The sequence below is a fragment of the Cupriavidus sp. 05L310 genome (assembly GCF_056398185.1).
Window position 1 is genome coordinate 1 of record NZ_JBFTOX010000029.1, and the last position, 16,173, is coordinate 16,173.

Annotated in this window: 18 protein-coding genes; 3 read left to right on the top strand and 15 right to left on the bottom strand. The window is 61.0% G+C overall.

Annotation, left to right across the window (positions count from 1 at the left end; all coding sequences use genetic code 11):
- The 8 genes from AC1DS6_RS21200 to AC1DS6_RS21235 form a co-directional block, all read right to left on the bottom strand.
- Positions 1-241 (bottom strand): ATP-binding cassette domain-containing protein (locus tag AC1DS6_RS21200; RefSeq protein WP_441628975.1); only part of this gene is annotated, 241 nt, incomplete at its 3' end.
- A 50-nt stretch (positions 242-291) separates the two neighbouring features.
- Positions 292-981 (bottom strand): DUF2848 domain-containing protein, encoded by a 690-nt coding sequence (locus AC1DS6_RS21205; RefSeq protein ID WP_441628977.1) that lies wholly within the window; start codon positions 979-981, stop codon positions 292-294.
- 27 nt (positions 982-1,008) lie between these two features.
- A complete protein-coding gene (locus tag AC1DS6_RS21210) occupies positions 1,009-2,211 on the bottom strand; it encodes an ABC transporter substrate-binding protein (protein WP_441629096.1) in 1,203 nt (400 codons plus the stop codon).
- Positions 2,212-2,292: 81 nt separating this feature from the next.
- Positions 2,293-3,639 (bottom strand): amidase, encoded by a 1,347-nt coding sequence (locus tag AC1DS6_RS21215; protein WP_441628979.1) that lies wholly within the window; start codon positions 3,637-3,639, stop codon positions 2,293-2,295.
- A 2-nt stretch (positions 3,640-3,641) separates the two neighbouring features.
- On the bottom strand, positions 3,642-4,022 hold the full coding sequence (locus AC1DS6_RS21220; protein WP_441628981.1) for a cupin domain-containing protein: 381 nt from the start codon (positions 4,020-4,022) through the stop codon (positions 3,642-3,644).
- A 46-nt stretch (positions 4,023-4,068) separates the two neighbouring features.
- Positions 4,069-5,550 carry a 4-hydroxyphenylacetate 3-hydroxylase family protein gene (locus AC1DS6_RS21225; RefSeq protein WP_441628983.1) on the bottom strand — a complete coding sequence of 494 codons (1,482 nt, stop codon included), beginning with the start codon at positions 5,548-5,550 and terminating at the stop codon, positions 4,069-4,071.
- A gap of 33 nt (positions 5,551-5,583) precedes the next feature.
- Positions 5,584-6,111, bottom strand: coding sequence for a flavin reductase family protein (locus tag AC1DS6_RS21230; protein ID WP_045241263.1), 528 nt, complete (start codon positions 6,109-6,111; stop codon positions 5,584-5,586).
- 154 nt (positions 6,112-6,265) lie between these two features.
- Positions 6,266-6,754, bottom strand: a complete 489-nt coding sequence (locus AC1DS6_RS21235; protein WP_477103015.1) for a lecithin retinol acyltransferase family protein — start codon at positions 6,752-6,754, stop codon at positions 6,266-6,268.
- Between the two features lie 380 nt (positions 6,755-7,134).
- Between AC1DS6_RS21235 and AC1DS6_RS21240 the strand changes: the two genes are divergently transcribed.
- Positions 7,135-8,358 carry an IscS subfamily cysteine desulfurase gene (locus AC1DS6_RS21240; protein WP_477103016.1) on the top strand — a complete coding sequence of 408 codons (1,224 nt, stop codon included), beginning with the start codon at positions 7,135-7,137 and terminating at the stop codon, positions 8,356-8,358.
- Positions 8,359-8,390: 32 nt separating this feature from the next.
- Here the strand turns inward: AC1DS6_RS21240 and AC1DS6_RS21245 are convergent, their stop codons facing one another.
- Entirely contained in the window at positions 8,391-8,933 is a 543-nt protein-coding gene (locus AC1DS6_RS21245; protein ID WP_035864451.1) for a MarR family winged helix-turn-helix transcriptional regulator, read from the bottom strand.
- A gap of 529 nt (positions 8,934-9,462) precedes the next feature.
- Between AC1DS6_RS21245 and AC1DS6_RS21250 the strand changes: the two genes are divergently transcribed.
- Positions 9,463-10,356: a MipA/OmpV family protein gene (locus AC1DS6_RS21250; RefSeq protein WP_477103017.1), complete on the top strand. Its 894-nt coding sequence runs from the start codon at positions 9,463-9,465 to the stop codon at positions 10,354-10,356.
- A gap of 182 nt (positions 10,357-10,538) precedes the next feature.
- Here the strand turns inward: AC1DS6_RS21250 and AC1DS6_RS21255 are convergent, their stop codons facing one another.
- The 6 genes from AC1DS6_RS21255 to AC1DS6_RS21280 form a co-directional block, all read right to left on the bottom strand.
- Complete coding sequence (locus AC1DS6_RS21255) at positions 10,539-11,087, bottom strand: lipid-binding SYLF domain-containing protein (RefSeq protein WP_477103018.1); 549 nt, start codon at positions 11,085-11,087, stop codon at positions 10,539-10,541.
- A gap of 66 nt (positions 11,088-11,153) precedes the next feature.
- Positions 11,154-11,489 (bottom strand): hypothetical protein, encoded by a 336-nt coding sequence (locus tag AC1DS6_RS21260; protein ID WP_441628993.1) that lies wholly within the window; start codon positions 11,487-11,489, stop codon positions 11,154-11,156.
- A 1,533-nt stretch (positions 11,490-13,022) separates the two neighbouring features.
- Positions 13,023-13,421, bottom strand: a complete 399-nt coding sequence (locus AC1DS6_RS21265; protein ID WP_477103019.1) for a YkgJ family cysteine cluster protein — start codon at positions 13,419-13,421, stop codon at positions 13,023-13,025.
- A gap of 49 nt (positions 13,422-13,470) precedes the next feature.
- Complete coding sequence (locus tag AC1DS6_RS21270) at positions 13,471-14,616, bottom strand: DUF1275 domain-containing transporter (RefSeq protein ID WP_441628997.1); 1,146 nt, start codon at positions 14,614-14,616, stop codon at positions 13,471-13,473.
- Between the two features lie 65 nt (positions 14,617-14,681).
- On the bottom strand, positions 14,682-15,497 hold the full coding sequence (locus tag AC1DS6_RS21275) for a fused MFS/spermidine synthase (protein ID WP_477103020.1): 816 nt from the start codon (positions 15,495-15,497) through the stop codon (positions 14,682-14,684).
- 34 nt (positions 15,498-15,531) lie between these two features.
- Positions 15,532-15,783, bottom strand: a complete 252-nt coding sequence (locus AC1DS6_RS21280) for an HPr family phosphocarrier protein (RefSeq protein WP_441629001.1) — start codon at positions 15,781-15,783, stop codon at positions 15,532-15,534.
- 156 nt (positions 15,784-15,939) lie between these two features.
- On the opposite strand from AC1DS6_RS21280, the gene AC1DS6_RS21285 reads away from it, so the two are divergent.
- A complete protein-coding gene (locus AC1DS6_RS21285; protein ID WP_035864406.1) occupies positions 15,940-16,143 on the top strand; it encodes a CopG family transcriptional regulator in 204 nt (67 codons plus the stop codon).
- The last annotated feature ends 30 nt before the right edge of the window (positions 16,144-16,173 follow it).

A 16,173-nucleotide genomic window follows, 5' to 3' on the forward strand; every position in this document is an offset into this window, starting at 1 on the left:
GGGCGATCTGCGCCGGTTTCTCGCGCGTGATGTCGATGCCGTTGAACAGGATCGTGCCGGTCGTCGGCTCTAGGAACTTGGTGAGCAGGTTGAAGCACGTGGTCTTGCCGGCGCCGTTGGGGCCGATCAAGGCATGGATGGACCCGCGGTTCACCCGCAGGTTGACGTCGCTCACAGCGGTGAAGCCGCGGAACGACTTGGTCAGGCCGCGCGTTTCTAATATGGAATCTTCGTGGGGCATCGTTTGTTCGCCTCTGGCATGCATCGGGAATGCGGATCTGGCCGGCGGCCTTATCCGTGGACGGGCAGCGCCTCGACGGCGTAGGCATGGTGCAGCGAGCGAGCCAGCACCGGATCCTCCAATTCGATCTCGAAGCGATCCGCCGGCCGGATGCCACCGATCGCGGCCAGCGTGCCGCACAGCATGGCGGTGCCATCGTCGAAACTGCCGCCCTGCTCCGCAAACCTGTCGAGCAAGTCCTGGGGCGAACGCATCGCCGTGACCGGCCCCTGCTGGTACAGGACCCGCTCGCCGCCGATGGTCGCGTAGGCACGCAGGACAAGCTGGTCCCAGTGCTTGCCGATGTCCGCCAGACGCCAGAGCACCTGCGCGCATGGCTTGTCGCACATCTGCTTGGACACCGTGATGCCGTAGGTCTCCACCTCCCGGTCCGTGTGGTCCGAGGCGATGCCGACGAAAATTTCACCCTGGTGCTTGATCAGCAGGAACTCCACTTCGCCGCTGCTGGCGCCTCCGCTGACCTGGATCGCGGGCTGCGATTGCAGCCGGTCCGCCGCAACCCGGTAGAACACCGGGGTGGCCGATGGCCGCCTTACGCCCAACGCCTCCAGCTCGCGGATGTGCTTCTCCATCGCGTCGGCATCTCTCCCCGTCCAGCCCGCGATGACAAGCTGCCTGATGTCCACAACGCGCTGCCACCTGCCAGTGCGTGTCTCAATATCGAATGTCAGCATGTTCATGTCTCCGTAGTTGCTAGTTGCTAACCGTCACTTCCTGATCAGCGCGCATTTGCTTGCCGAAATCGGCCGGAATGCTTCGCTGGCTGGAATGACCTGCTTGATCTTGTAGTAGTCCCATGGTTTCCTGGACTCCTGCGGCGTCTTGACCTCGGCGAGATACATGTCATGCACCATCAGCCCGTCGGCGCGGATCTTTCCATTGGCCGCAAAGAAGTCGTTGACGGGGCTGGACTTCATCTTCGACACCACCGCGTCGGTCTCGTCGGTGCCCGCGGCCTGGACGGCCTTCAGGTAGTGCATCGTCGACGAGTACACACCGGCTTGCACGAGCGTGGGCATCTTCCTGGTCTTGTCGAAGAACCGCTGCGACCAGGCACGCGTGGCATCGTCTCGGTCCCAATAGAAGGAAGTGGTCAGCATCATCCCTTGTGCCGCTTGCAGGCCGAGACTGTGGATGTCGCTGATAAACATGTGCAGTCCCGCCAGCTTCTGCTTTCCCGCGCCGCCAATGCCGAAGTCCCGGGCGGTCTTCAATGCGTTGACGGTATCGCTGCCGGCGTTGGCCAGGCCGATCACCTTGGCGCCCGATGCCTGGGCTTGCAGCAGATAGGACGAAAGGTCCGGGGAATTGATGGGATGCTTTGCCTTCCCGATCACCTTCCCCCCTACCGAGGTCAATGCATCGACCGCGTCTTTCTCAAGGGACGCTCCCAACGCGTAGTCGACCGTCAGGAAGTACCAGCTGTTGTCGCCGCCCTTTGACAGGGCTTTGACGGTGTTGGCTGCAAAGGCATAGGTGTCATAGGAATACTGGATGGTGTAGGGCGAGCAATCCTCGTTGGTCAGCCTGGTCGTGCCGGCGCCGCTGGCAATCACCAGCTTGTGCTTCTCCCTGCCGAGATTGGACACCGCGAGCGCCACCGAGGACGGCAATACGTCCTGGATGACGTCCACCTTCTGGTTGTCGAACCAGTCGCGCGCGATGGTCCCGGCCACATCGGTCTTGTTCTGATGGTCGGCGCTGACCACCTTGATGTCCGATCCCAGCACCTTCCCGCCGAAATCGTCCACCGCCATCTGGGCGGCCACCAGTGACCCTTTTCCACCAATATCGGAAAATATCGACGACATATCCGTCAAAACACCGATCTTCACCACGCCGTCGCTGATCTTGCCCGGCTGGGCCGCGGCGAGCGCCGAAGCGCCCAGCATCGTGCCGGCCAGGAACATCGGCTTGAACCGAAAATGAAACATGATCTCTCCTCCTCGTTGTCAGAAGCCGACACAAAGCCTTGCCGGCGGATAAGGCGTCTACTCCTCGTGGCTACGCAGGATGCACTCCATGCCCATGCCGATGGCGAGTAGTCGCCGGTCCGCCATCGGCTGGCCGAACAGCATCAGCCCGACCGGTGCCTCGCCCGTTTCATGGCACGGCATGGTCAGTGCGCACAGGTCGAGCACATTGGCGATGGCGGGATTGCGCAGCAATAGCCGGTTGGCACTAAAGAACGCGGCGTCATCGGCCAGGTCGGCAATCCGCGGTGCCGCGATCGGCACGGTCGGCAGCACCACTGCGTCGAACCATTGCAACTCCCCTTGTGCCTCCCGGCATAGCGCTTCGCGCCGGGCGCGCATCCGCAGGTAATCCGCCGCGCTCTGCTGCTCGCCCATCCGGATGCGCGACAGGACTCGCGGGTCGTACCGATCCGCCTGGGCGGCGACCCGCCCGGCATGCCACGCGCTCGCCTCCGCCGCCACCAGGCCCCCGTTGATGTTCAGTTCCGGCAACTGGTTCCAGCTATTGAAGGCAACCTCACGCAGCAAGGCGCCGGCGGCAGCCAGCCGGCCAAGAGCCCGCTCATAGGCACTGGCGACTTCGCCGGAAAGCCCGTCGAGCACCACGTTCCGTGCCACGGCCAGCCGAAGGCCACGTACCGGCCTTGCTGTCAACGGCACCTCCGGTTCCCCCGCCATGACCCCGTCGAGCGCGGCGCAGCAGGCAACCGTCTGCGCCAGGCAACCGATCGAGTCATAGCTGGGCGACAGCGGCACCGTGCCCTGCAGCGGCACCCGGCGCGCGGTGGGCTTGAACCCCGCGATGCCGCAGAGCGCCGCAGGAACCCGGCACGAGCCGCCCGTATCCGAGCCGATCGCGGCCACGGCCATGCCGTCCGTCACCGACACCGCCGCCCCGGACGAGGAACCGCCGGGAATGCGGCCAACCGCGCGCTCGAACGGATTGCGGGGCGTGCCGTAGTGCGGATTGGTGCCAACCCCGGAGTACGCGAACTCGGTCATATTGGTGCGGCCGACGAAGACCGCGCCGGCCGCGCGCAACCGTGCAATCGCGACCGCGTCAACCGTGGCAGCCTGCTCGGGCAGCACGCGGGCGCCGGCCCGCGTGACGTCGCCCTGCACATCGAACAGATCCTTGACCGAAATCGGCAAGCCAGAGAGCCGCCCGACAACGCCTTGTCTGCGCAATATGTCGCTGGCCGTGGCTTGCTTCGACGCGGCCATGCTCACGCCGTGCGGATACACGCGAGCCCCCTCCCCGCCGGGATTGCAGGCGCGCTCCACGCAATCCGCCAGCAGCGACGCCGCATCGGCGGTGCCCGCCGAGAGCTGGCCCATCACGGAATCTATGGTCGCCACCATGATCAGGCCGGGTCGAAGTAATGGATTTCCAGCAGCATGCAACCCGCGTTCGACTTGAAGGGACCGTGATAAGCACCCGGCGGACGGCATGCATAGGTGTTCGGATCGAAAGCCCGCCCGCCCTCGCCGCGCTCGTCATTACCGACGGTCAGGTCGCCGCTGAGCAGATACACTTCCTCCCAGTAGCGATGGACGAACGGCGCGGTGGTGAAGACGCCGGGCTGGAATCGCAGCAGGCGCGTGCGGCTGCCGCGGCCGCCGCCTTCGTCAAGGGAGCCGGAGAGTATCTTTTGCTGGATGCCCGAAGGATAGCCGGGAGGCACCTCCCAGCCGCTCTCCATATCAATGGTGTGAAACTCATCGTGAAGCTTGTTGATCGCCATGGTTATCTCCGTGGGTGTCAGCGAATCTCAAAAAGCGGCTGCCTGCTCAGGCAGCGCGCGCCACCTGGCCCAGCTCCGCGCCCAGCGAATAGCTGCCCAAGATGTTGTCGACCAGGTCGGTGGCCTTCTTCCAGTCGTAGGATCGATAGGCGTGCCCCTTGGTGACGAAGCCCGCGCCTGCATAGAACATCTCGTATTGGTTATGGCGCGATGCAAACTCGGACCCGACGGCGTCCCAGGCAAGCTTGAAGAACTTGACGCGCTCTTCCGGACTGCAGGCCGGCGACTTCTGCGTCTTGTCGATAATCGAGGCCAGTGCCGGGTTCTCGAAGTCGCGGATGCTCGACGGCAGCATGATCATTCCGCCACCCGCCAGTTCGCGCAGGGCGTTGAGGACCTTGGCGTAGAGCTGCTGGGTGATGACCTGCGATCCGTACAGCAGGTTACGGTCGGGCACGAAGTAGCCCTTCTCCATATGACCCTTGGATTCCATGCCATAGACCCAGGCCTCCACCATGGCCGCCTCGGCGGCGAGCTGGCCCAGCATCTCCCGCACCTGCGGGAAGGCATTGGTGCCGTTGACCTCGGTAATGCGCTGCGCGATGCCCACCAGGAAGCGCAGCTTCACCATCAGCCGGACCTGGCACTGGTAGTTCTGGTAGCTATGCGCCGGCGTGGCATGAAACTGCTTTGCGCACATGCCGACATCGCCCGCGATAAAGACGCGCTCCCATGGCACCTTGACGTCGTCGAAGTAAAGGACCGCGTCGTTCTCGTCGTAGCGGCTCGACAGCGGGTTGTCGAAAACCGAAGTCGCGTTGCCCTCGTACGATTTGCGCGACATGACTTTCAAGCCCTTGATGTTCATGGGCACGGCGAACGAAAGCGCATACATCTCATCGCCCTCGCGCAAGGGCTGGATGCAGCTGCAAAATACCTCGTTGGCCATGATGCCGCTGGTTGCCAGCATCTTTGCGCCGCGCACCGTGATGCCTTCGGCATCCTGGTCGACGATGCCCACCGCCAGGTACTTGTCTTCCTGCTCGTGCGCCGCCTTGGACTGGTTTGCCTGAGGATTGACGATGACGTAGGTGAGGAAGAGATCGTTGTCCCGGGCGTACTTGTAGTACTCGCGCAGGGCGCCGGCCCGGGCCCGGTCGTATTGCTCGAAGACGTCGATCCCCATGTACATGCCGGAAATGCAGGATGCGACATGGTCGGGCGAGCGGCCCATGAAGCCGTAGTGCAGTTCCGTCCAGGCCTCTAAGGCCATCCGGCGCTCGACCAGATCGTCGTAGCTCTCGGGCAGTTGCCAGATCCGGCTTACGCGCTCGCCGGTGTCCGGCGACTCGAAGGTCATCTTCTCGATGTTCTCCGGGCTGGCCTGGAAGTCGTAGAGGTTCGCGTAGCTGCGGATCGAGTTCCGGAATGCGGGGTCGGTCGTTACATCCGCGACCCGCTTGCCATCCAGATAGACCTCGCGGCCGTCGCGCAGCATGTCGATATGCCGGCTACCTGTCTTGACCATGTCTTCTCTCCTAAATACGTATCTGTCGTTGAATCAAGCGGCGGCGGGCGTCTCGTCGAGAACGCGATACCTGCCTCCGAAAAAAACCAGTGGCCTGCCATCCGGCCGGGCCCGGTGGCGAACGACGCGTCCAATAAAGATCACGTGGTCGCCGCCGTCATGGCGCGCATACGGCTCGCATTCGAAGGTGGCGAGCGCGTCGGGCAGGAGCACCGCCTGGCCGCTCCCCTCCGGGGCAATACCGATGCCGTCCCACTTGCCGGAGTTCGCCCTGGCAAAGCGGTTTGAAAGGTCTTGCTGGCTCGCCTCGAGCACGTTGACGGCATAGCGTGGCGTCGCGCAAAGATCGTCCAGGCTCAGGCAACGCCGGTCCACCGAGAACAGGATCAGCGGGGGATCGAGCGAGACTGAGTTGAACGACGCCACCGTGATGCCCACCGGTGCGCCTTGGGCGCGGGGCGCGGTGATCACCGCCACGCCCGTGGCGAACATCGCGAGCGTGCTGCGAAAGCGACGCTGCTCGTCGGCATCGGCGTCGCGCTGTGCATGGGTTTCGGCCATCATCCCTCCTGTATGGAAACCGTGGCGCGGATCGCATTCCGATCCGCTGCTTCACTTGTCGTTTTTTGCTTCGTTTATTAGCTTTGTAACTTAGGTAGTATTGAATGCCAATCCATGCCGCCATTCAAGCTGGTGAAAACCCTTGGTTGTGGGGTCAGGCTTCGCGCAACGACGGACCCAGCGCCGCAAAAATGGCCCGGAGCAGGCTTGCGATCAGGGGAATCGATGTCCAGGGATGGTGCAGGCAGGCTTCCACCTGCTCGCTGCGGCTTTCGCCGGACACGCACCACGAACAGAAATGCTCGCAGTTGTTGGTGAGCAGACGGTAGTTTTCCTCGCCGAGCCGAGAGCGGGCACGGCGCATGGCCTCCTCGCCACTGTATTTGGCGTGCACGTGCGCCCGCATGCTGACTTCGCGGCCGCCGGAGAAGCGGTCTAGCGTGGTCTCCTCCACCGGGCCGCGATCCCATGCCGCGCAAAATCCGGCGTAGTGCACCACCCGGTTGCCGCCAACATAGATGCCATGATGGAAGTAGCCGCGGCGCGCCGTGACCAGATGCGCACCAAGCGGGAGCTCGCGCCCCGCCGCATCGCTGCCTGCGGGGGAGCCGAGGAGAACCTGCGTCTCGTCATCGTGGTTCATGGGCACCCCTTAACCGGGTTGGCGCAGTCCGGTCCCGCGGCGCCATTTAGCTTTATAACTTAGCTACTAATAAACGCTACTATTCATCGGTATGCAAATTGGTAAAAACCCTTGATGCAGTACTCATCGTTGGCACGCATGAAATCCGTCACGAACGCTGAAACCCTTTGCCGGCATGACTTTCCGGGCAATTGTCCGCGCGGCTTTCAACCGGATCCGGTTGATTCGGCGTTGCGGACAAGCCGACGAGCAACCCTACCGGCGGCATGGTGCCAACGTGTTTTTTCCCCGGCCGGCGGTAGACTCGCGGCAAGCTCTCGCCGCCGGCCCGCGCATCACGCGGACCAAAGGCGCATCAACCGCATCAGGAGAACCAAGGAATGCAGGACGCAGCCACCGCACGCCCGATCTACATGGACTACAGCGCCACGACGCCGGTCGACCCCAGGGTCGTCGACAAGATGGTGCCGTACCTGTACCAGCACTTTGGCAACCCGGCCTCGCGCAGCCACAGCTATGGCTGGGAAGCCGAGCAAGCCGTGGAGACCGCGCGCGCGCACGTAGCCGCACTGCTGAACGCGGATCCTCGCGAGATCGTCTGGACCTCGGGCGCGACAGAGGGGAACAACCTGGCGCTGAAAGGCGCGGCCCACTTCTACGGCGGCAAGGGAAAACACATCGTCACGGTCAAGACCGAGCACAAGGCCGTGCTTGACACCTGCCGGGAACTGGAGCGGCAGGGCTTTGATGTCACGTATCTCGACGTCGAGGAAGATGGCCTGCTTGACCTTGGCAAGCTGCGCGCCGCGCTTCGCCCGGACACCATCCTGGTGTCGGTCATGATGGTCAACAACGAGATTGGCGTGATCCATCCGGTTGCGGCCATCGGGAACCTGTGCCGGGAACACGGCATCCTGTTCCATTGCGACGCGGTGCAGGCGGCCGGAAAGATCCCGATCGATCTCCAGGCGCTGAAAATCGACCTGCTGACCGTGACCGCGCATAAGGTGTACGGTCCAAAAGGCATTGGCGCGCTCTACGTCCGGCGCAAGCCGCGGGTTCGCATCGAGGCGCAAATGCACGGCGGCGGGCACGAACGGGGCATGCGTTCCGGCACGCTGGCGACGCACCAGATCGTGGGCATGGGCGAGGCATTCCGTCTCGCCAGGCTCGAACTAGCCGAGGAATCGCGCCGCGTTGGCGCATTGCGGGACAAGCTGCTGGCCGGGCTCGAACAACTCGACGAGGTCTACGTCAACGGCAGCACGTCGCACCGGATCCCGCACAACCTCAACGTCAGCTTCAATTTTGTCGAGGGTGAGTCACTGATCATGGGGATCAAGGGCGTTGCCGTTTCATCCGGATCCGCGTGCACATCGGCATCGCTGGAGCCCTCTTTTGTCCTCCGCGCGCTGGGGCGCAGCGATGAACTGGCGCACAGCTCGATTCGCTTTACGCTTGGGAGGTACTCCACGGAGGCGGAAGTGGATCAGGTGATACGGCAGGTACGGGACACGGTAAGCAAGCTGCGCGAGCTCAGCCCGCTATGGGATATGCATCAGGAAGGCATTGACATCAGCACGATCCAGTGGGCGGCGCACTGAAGCCACTGCGTGGACAGCCGCGTGAGCGAACATCACGCTTTTTGCTGCCGCGCAAGAAGGTGCGCCAGGTCGAGCGAGGCGCGATCGCCATTCGCCACAAGGCGATCCACCACCGAGCACAGGACCTTGAACTCGGTGCGGTTGACGCCTTCGAAGAGGACGTCATTGATACGTTGCTGCACCGGCGTCAGCTCGCTCAGCAAGCGGGTGCCCGCCGCTGCCACCGTAAGCAGCATCTTGCGCTTGTCCTCGGGGTGGGCCTTCTTGTCGATCAGGCCGAGCTTCTTGAGTTTCCCGGTTTCGATGGTAACGAACGGACCGCTCAAATGCAGATGCTCGGCCAACTGGTTCACCGTCACTTCGCCTTGCGCGGAGAGATGCGCGATTGAACGGATCAGCGAATACTGGACGCCGGTCAGGCCGATCAGGCTGCCGAAACCATCGCGCACGGACAGCAGGCGGGCGGCGAACGGCAGCAGGCCGTTGACCAGGTGCCGGAACTCGCTATCCGAGCCATCGACCAGGCATGCGGGATTGGTAATCGTCAGCGCCTTGACCTTGGTGTTCGTTGCCATACCTCACGCACTCCTTTAGCTAACTAAATTATCTTTTCCAAAAATAATACCAAAAAATTGGCAATGCACGTGCTACCCCTCTGTTGAGGAGGCGGGTCGGCGGGGATTCGCAGAACATCCGCCACATCCCTGACGACCCGTTGATTTGTCGAGGGAATCCAGCCTTTCCGGCACACGGATGCCCGAATAGCGCCTGGAGCAGCATATCCCCGTAAATGCCGGTCGAAGGGGCGAAGCGGTTTTGGCAGGGAGTAGACCTTGGCGGCCGCTCGCCGGGCCGATCTCCGCGACATCCGCCCACGCCTTTGCGTCGAAGCAGAACTTCGCGATGGCGCACCGACTACGACTCTCCGCAAGCCATATCCCGCGCAGTGCTCCAACGTAAAAATGTGCACGAATTCGTCGGATTTGGCGCGCGCATGGTGAAAACAGCGCGCATGCATGGCTTTCGCGCACTACCCTACTTGTAAGATGGCAGCCAGGCTCTCTACAGAAATCAGGTCGCCCCAACATGTGAAACGGAGGTGGTGTGTCGAACCGTCACACGAAGCGGATAGGTCGGGCGAGCGGCCATGGAAGCAGGCTGGCGCACCATCTTCTCGCCGCGCTGCTGGCCACCTTCGCCGGTTTCATCGCCCCGGCCCGGGCACAAACACCATCACCTGCCGCCGAATGGCAATACTCGGCCGGTGTGCCACTGATAAAGCTGTTCGAGCGGAGTATTCCCGAATGGGAAGTCCGGCTGGGTCTCGGCACCAGCCTGCGGCCGAGGTATGACGGCGCCCAGCAATATCATTGGCTGGTCGGCCCAAGCATCGATATCCGTTACGGCGACCTGTTCTTTGCCTCTACTGGCGAAGGCATTGGCATCAATTTGCTGCGCGCGACGCACTGGCGTGGCGGCGCCGCCATTACCTATAACCTGGGGCGACGGGCAGCCGACGATCCCGGGCATCTGAACGGCATGGGCAATATCAACGTTGCCCCGGAAGCCAAACTGTTTCTGGAATATGCCGTATCGAAAGAATTTCCGCTGGTGGTCCGCGCCGATCTCCGGCGCAGCATGGGTGGTACCGACGGATGGATAGGCGATCTGGGTGTCTATTTGCCGCTGCCGGGCAGTTCGGAGAGGTTCTACTGGTTCGCTGGTCCCACGATAACTTTTGCTGACGCCCGCTATATGAATGCGTGGTTCGGTGTCAGCCAACTCCAGGCGGCGCGTTCTGGCTACCCCCAATACAATCCCGGCCCGGGACTTGTGTCGTACGGTGCCGCCATCACTACGGTCTGGTACTTCCGCAAGCACTGGTTGCTGACCGCCGACACCGCAATAGGGCAACTGGCTAGCAGCGCGGCGCACAGCCCGATCACGCAGCGGGCAACCAACTTTGTCCTCGATCTATCCATCAATTACGAATTCTGAATGCCCCATCGACTCTGGCATCCCGCGATGCGGGCTCTCCAAGGGAGTCAGTAGACAATAGGCTCTGCCCCGCAAACATGGAAGAAAAGCCACTGCGCGTTGGCAATATCCGCTCCGATGTCGTAGCGCGCCTAAATTCCGGGCAATTCTCCATCCCGCTCCTTAAGCCGGAGCGGCCAGGCTCAGTTCAAATCGTCGTCCTTGTAGTACTTGGTCCCTTTAGCGGTGAGTTCGATCGCCAAGCCTTTATCGGTAAGCTGGTAGAGCCAGACGCCAGGCCCCACGGCTATCGCCCCCTGGTACGCGCTGCCCTTGTCGCCGGCTTTCGCCGCGGCGGTTGCTTGCCCACCGAACGCCCACCCGGACGTGATGAAATCGTTCAGCGCGGTCTCGTTCTCGAATACCCAGACCAGCTGGAATTTCTTCACGCCCATGCCGAGGCCGGCCTGGACCTCCGCCATCTTCATATAGGTCATGGCCTTGGTCTTGTTATTGACCGCGACGCCCTCACCCGACCCTCCGCCAGCGAGGAGGATCTTCATGCCGAAGTTGCTGAACGCCGCATAGCCTGCCTCAGACTCCACAGCCTTGCGCGCCGACGGTTGCACCCTGTAGAGGGCAGCCAAAGAATCCTGTGCCGCTTTGCGTACTTTCCCCTGCTTTTCCTCCTTGCTAGCGCCAAGCGCGATAGCCGGCATGACCGATAAGCAAGCCAGCACCAGAATTACCATGCGACGATTCATACCCCCCCGATAAGCGTTGCTGCGTTGGCGCGGGAGTAACAGCGGCTCCCAGGCCTACGGGCACTGGCTGATGGCGCTAGCCGCATTGCTGTCGGTGCCGCGGAAACCCACCGATGAACCGGACCCACTCGCGCCTTGGCGTACGATGGCGGCCGAGCCGCTTGGTGGTTGCTGGCCTGGAACGTAGACATCGAATGCCTGGTCGTTAGCGAGCATGTACTGCATGTAGACCACCTGGCCAGAGCTGTTCGCCCATTTAGACCCGATGCATTGAGCGGCCGCTTTGGGGGCAAGCTGACTTTGGCCGACGGGACGAACGTCTGACGGTGGTGGCGGTGGGGTGGCGCACCCGGAGACCGCAATGGCCAACGCGATTAAGGGATATTTCATGTTAGCGACTCCATATCAAATCGCACAAAGCACGGACGTCGGTACGAGAGTCATCCGGTGCAAGGGGTTTCCATGCCGCGCAGCATGCCGACGAAACCCTGGCTCGAATGGCAGTTCCGCTGCCCCCAAGTTAGCGCGTCCGCATCACAGGTTTGCACTACTCCTATTCCTAGACTGCAAGTACATAGTGTCACACCGACACTATGATTCAATTGGACCTTGGTCCTACACAGCGCGTACGGGAACGGTCCTTCCGATCACTCCGGCTCGTCAAGCCCCTTTGCACATGTATACCTAACGCAGCACGGCGGACCGCGCGAGGATAAATAAGCGTAGCGCCTGGCCAGAGGTTAAAGGCGAACTTATCGAGTCGGCGGCGGGCGTCTACGGCCTTTTGATTTACATGCTTCCCACCCATGAACGCTCCGTAGGTTGAAGATGTAGCGGATGTCGATCTGGTCCTTGATGACGTCTTCGCCTATGATCAATTTACGGAAAAATATGAAAAATCTCTGGAAATTTTCCTGAAACCATCCTTTTTGGCTCCCTTCTTTTCACTGTCGACCATAATCCTGTTATAGGATATTCACATCATGAAAAGATATTATCCTCTACTTTTCTTCTGCGCTGCGATATCATTTACCTCGACAGGATGCGTGAATCGCCCATCTTTTTCCGGAGAAAATAGTGTTAGCACAGCAGGAAGAATAGTAGATTATGCCGGAAACAAATATATAGATTCTTGTGGCGGGATGGCACCAAATGTCTCGGCCACAACCCAGACCATTATCATTTGGGCTAGGCCGAGGAATCCCCCAGGCAGTGTTAGTTACGTGACCCAACCGAGTCAGGGTTTGAACGTGCCTCAACAATCTGTCGTGTGCAAGGTTAACTACAAGATTCTTGAGAACAATAGCGCCGCTCAAGCGGGCATCTGGGTCCAGGATGGGAAAACGAGATATAGCGCAGTTGCCTGCGGCGGATTATGGGAGGTACTCACCGGGATTAAAGTCATGATTTGCCCTTACATAACAAGTAGGGATGCGGCAAATCAGCCAAACTCCGGTTGCACTCCGCTCGACAATCTGTATATTGGCTCCGATGCATCCCATGAGCTTATTTGCAATTAGATATTTCGATAATTATGAATAATGTACGATTCGACTTTGCGCGTTCTTCGGGCCGCCTGCCTCACGTCGATTTTCGAAAAACAGTATTTCAGCAGCCTGCCAACCTTACTGTTTGATCGGCCTGTCGCCTCGCGATGTCACCGGGCGGATCGGAAGCGCCGATGAAGCGCGAGCCGCGTTCGTCCCCGCCGTGCGGCCATTGACGAATTGACACGGCGTGAACACGCACGAACTCGGGTCGCTTTGACGGCTGCCGGCATGACGTCCCACGAGAGTGGGGTACGGCATCGCTCGCCAATGCCGTTTACACCCAAGCTAATATGTCGAAATCGCGCGTGCTCCTCGATGTTTCTGGAAACCGCGAAAGGGATCGAGCAAGGAACGTCTCTCGTCAAGACCTCCCTCAGACTAATACATGACGTGTTTCAACGAAGAAGCGTTGAATCCGGCGATCTATATCAGGATCGACCATCAACTCCGGCCGGTTTCCATTCGGGCAGGCCAGCCGGGGCGTCGTGCCAAACAGACGGCAGATCAACGGGCGCTCGGCATAAACCTGGCAACCCTTGCTGCCAAGATGGGGGCAACTTAGGTTTTCAAGCGCAGCTTCGTGCTCGGCATCGCTTTTTACGGGAAGCCTCGACATCTCCTCCGTCGACGCCATCACGGGCCCACAACAGTCATGGCAGCCAGGTGTGCATTCGAATGAGGGAATCCGTGATCGAAAAAATCTGATTTTTTGACTGGTCATTTCAGTCACTCGAGTCATTTGAGCGTCCCCCATTTGAGCGTCCCGCTTCATTGGCCCGCCCACCTGCCTGCGATTGACCTGGTGGCCGGCGGCGCACGCATCAAATGCGCAGCCGCGCCAGCCAGGCCACTGCCACCGCAGCCGCGGAAAGCCAGAGCGCAACAATCACGGCGACCGCAATGCGGCTGCCGGGACGCTCCGCAGCGAGCGCGGCGGCGGCCCGATGCTCTTCCATCACTTCAAGCGGGATCATCCGGACCACCAGCAACACGCCGAGGGGCACCAGCACCACATCGTCCAGATAGCCAAGAATCGGGATGAAGTCCGGAATCAGGTCGATCGGAGACAACGCATAGGCGGCGACCAGCATGGCCAGCGCTTTCGCATACCAGGGCGTGCGGGGATCGCGCGCAGCGAGCCACACCGCGTGGACGTCGCGCTTCACCTCCCGTGCCCATGCGCGCGCGCGGGCGGCCAGCCGCGGAAGGAAGTCCGAGCGCAACATGTGGCTTCGCACGTCATCCATGACAGGTACGGCACCAAGTGCGAGCAGCAATGTGGCCAATGGCAGGGTGACACTGAACCCAACATGCCTGAACCCTACCGCCCCGACTACACCGCCGGCAAAGAACAGCGCGACCAGCGTAACGAGCACCCGCAGCTTTCTCCGGTCGGCCAGCACAGTTGGCTTGGCGGAATTGGCCCTGGCCAGGTTCCAGTAGAACAGCTTACCCAGTTCAATGCCGATGTCGGTGACCATACCCGTTATGTGCGTGGTGCGGATCTCGGCCTTCGAGAGCTTTGTGATCATGGCATTCTGCAACCCCATGATGAAGCAAAGCACCATGACCGTCGCCGGCACGAACAGCCATTCGTGACGCTCGAGATTGCTGCCCAGCAGACCGAAACACACCAGCAACACGGATTCAAGCATCAACGGCAGCGCGAATTCGCTGTGCAGGCGCTCGCGCCGCCCCCAGTTGATCAAAATCGCAGAGCAGGCCGCACCCGCCAGAAACGATAACAAGGCACCCAGGCCGTCCAGGATGAGCCCGATGCTGCCGAGCGCCAGATTGTCGGCCATGGCGGACACTATGCCCGACATATGGGAGGTGTATTGCTGCACCGCCAGGAATCCGCCTGCGTTGGTGGCGCCTGCCACAAACGCAAGATAGCGTGCCAGTTGCCGGTCGGCCTCCGGACTGCGTTCCCTCCCGGTCAATCTGCGCAAGTATGGAATCGGCATGGTCACATCGGTGAGCGTTACCTTCAGTTCAGACCGCGTCTATTCGGCATCGGCCGGCGAACGCGTCAGCCCGCGAGCTTTTGCCAGAAGTTGTGATCCGCCGCCAGCCGTTTGCCCTGTTTCAAGCGACGCGCGGCCGAGCGCAGATTCAGCGGATGCGTGGTTTCCAGAGCGCGCGCACGCATCAGCAATTCGTCCAGCGAGGGAAGTGCCTGCGCGCCCTTCCAGGCGAACAGCGCGTAGTTGCAACTGTCCTCAGAGGGAGAAATGGAAAAGGAGTCGCCGAACACCGAACGAATTTCTTCCATATAGAACGGAATATCGGCATCGCTGTCGATGAAGTTGGCGACCAATACTCCATCGTCGGCGAGCCTAGCGTGGCACGCCGCGTAGAAGTCCGCGCTGCCCAATTGTGTTGGCATGCCATGGGCGAGAAAGCCATCCACCAGGATGACCTCCGGCCGCGCGCCCTGACTCTTGACATATTCGGCGCCATCCGCGCAAACCACCTCGAGCCGCTCGTCGTCGGGCGGAATGTGAAACGTATCGCGCAGGGCAATCACCGCCGGATCGATTTCGATGGCGACAACCTTGGCATCCGGCAGATGCCGATAGCAGTACTTGAGCAATGATCCCCCGCCGAGGCCGATCATCGAAATCCTGGCGGGCGCCGGCTGCAACAGTAAAAACGCCATCATCGTCCGTGTGTAGCCAAGAACAAGCTTGTCGGGATCACGCCGCGACATGACGCTTTGCGTTGCCAGCGCGTCGAAATGCAGTGAAAGCGCAAGCGAGGTTTCCAACACCGTCGGCGTGCCGTCGTTGGGCGCTTCGGACAGAAACTTCAAGTAGGCTTCAAAGGACGTGCGCGTGGGGTCCATCTGGGGGGCTCGATCGGGCGTGGTATTCAATTCGTCACTCAGTCAGCAGGGCGGCAATGACTTTCACGGCAGCAACTTCATCCGGTCCGGTGGCCCGAATATGCACCTCGGTCCCCGCCCGTGCCGAGAGCCGCATCACCTCCATCACATTCTTGGCATTCGCTGTGCAGTCATTACTGACAAGCAGGATCTCGGATTCGAACTGAGCGGCGGTAAAGGTTAACCGCGCTGAGCCCCTGCCTTGCAAGCCCATGCGGTTCGTCATTTCAATTGTCGCGTTTACCACATCGCCCTCGGATAAGAAGCGGCCCCTAAGCAACTTGCAAACATCACGTCCTCTGGCTTGCCGCCATAGGCCGGACAAGACCGGCTGGCATGCCGGAACATCGTCAAGTTGTATATAATGATAACGCTATTATCATACAACACTATTCGAGAGCGCATGGAATCCAAGACCGCCCGTTTCACCGTGTTGATCGACCCCGTGAAGAAGAAGGCCTTTGAATCGCTGTGCGCGGCGCAGGATCAGACGCCGTCACAGGTGGTGCGCCAGTTGATCCGCGACTATCTTGAGCAGCATGGCGTGGCTTACGCCACGCGGCCCCAAGTCGGTACCACGCTTCCGGCCAGGAAGGACCGCGAGTGACCAATGTCCGCGTCGCGGACTACCAGCATC

Excerpts from the sequence above, each read along its gene's own strand:
- AC1DS6_RS21210 (WP_441629096.1), bottom strand. The coding sequence starts at position 2,211 with ATGTTCCTGGCCGGCACGATGCTGGGCGCTTCGGCGCTCGCCGCGGCC.
- AC1DS6_RS21205 (WP_441628977.1), bottom strand. The coding sequence starts at position 981 with ATGAACATGCTGACATTCGATATTGAGACACGCACTGGCAGGTGGCAG.
- AC1DS6_RS21285 (WP_035864406.1), top strand. The coding sequence starts at position 15,940 with ATGGAATCCAAGACCGCCCGTTTCACCGTGTTGATCGACCCCGTGAAG.
- AC1DS6_RS21260 (WP_441628993.1), bottom strand. The coding sequence starts at position 11,489 with ATGAAATATCCCTTAATCGCGTTGGCCATTGCGGTCTCCGGGTGCGCC.
- AC1DS6_RS21270 (WP_441628997.1), bottom strand. The coding sequence starts at position 14,616 with ATGCCGATTCCATACTTGCGCAGATTGACCGGGAGGGAACGCAGTCCG.
- AC1DS6_RS21275 (WP_477103020.1), bottom strand. The coding sequence starts at position 15,497 with ATGGACCCCACGCGCACGTCCTTTGAAGCCTACTTGAAGTTTCTGTCC.
- AC1DS6_RS21220 (WP_441628981.1), bottom strand. The coding sequence starts at position 4,022 with ATGGCGATCAACAAGCTTCACGATGAGTTTCACACCATTGATATGGAG.
- AC1DS6_RS21245 (WP_035864451.1), bottom strand. The coding sequence starts at position 8,933 with ATGGCAACGAACACCAAGGTCAAGGCGCTGACGATTACCAATCCCGCA.
- AC1DS6_RS21230 (WP_045241263.1), bottom strand. The coding sequence starts at position 6,111 with ATGGCCGAAACCCATGCACAGCGCGACGCCGATGCCGACGAGCAGCGT.
- AC1DS6_RS21225 (WP_441628983.1), bottom strand. The coding sequence starts at position 5,550 with ATGGTCAAGACAGGTAGCCGGCATATCGACATGCTGCGCGACGGCCGC.
- AC1DS6_RS21235 (WP_477103015.1), bottom strand. The coding sequence starts at position 6,754 with ATGAACCACGATGACGAGACGCAGGTTCTCCTCGGCTCCCCCGCAGGC.
- AC1DS6_RS21255 (WP_477103018.1), bottom strand. The coding sequence starts at position 11,087 with ATGGTAATTCTGGTGCTGGCTTGCTTATCGGTCATGCCGGCTATCGCG.
- AC1DS6_RS21240 (WP_477103016.1), top strand. The coding sequence starts at position 7,135 with ATGCAGGACGCAGCCACCGCACGCCCGATCTACATGGACTACAGCGCC.
- AC1DS6_RS21265 (WP_477103019.1), bottom strand. The coding sequence starts at position 13,421 with ATGAAGCGGGACGCTCAAATGGGGGACGCTCAAATGACTCGAGTGACT.
- AC1DS6_RS21215 (WP_441628979.1), bottom strand. The coding sequence starts at position 3,639 with ATGGTGGCGACCATAGATTCCGTGATGGGCCAGCTCTCGGCGGGCACC.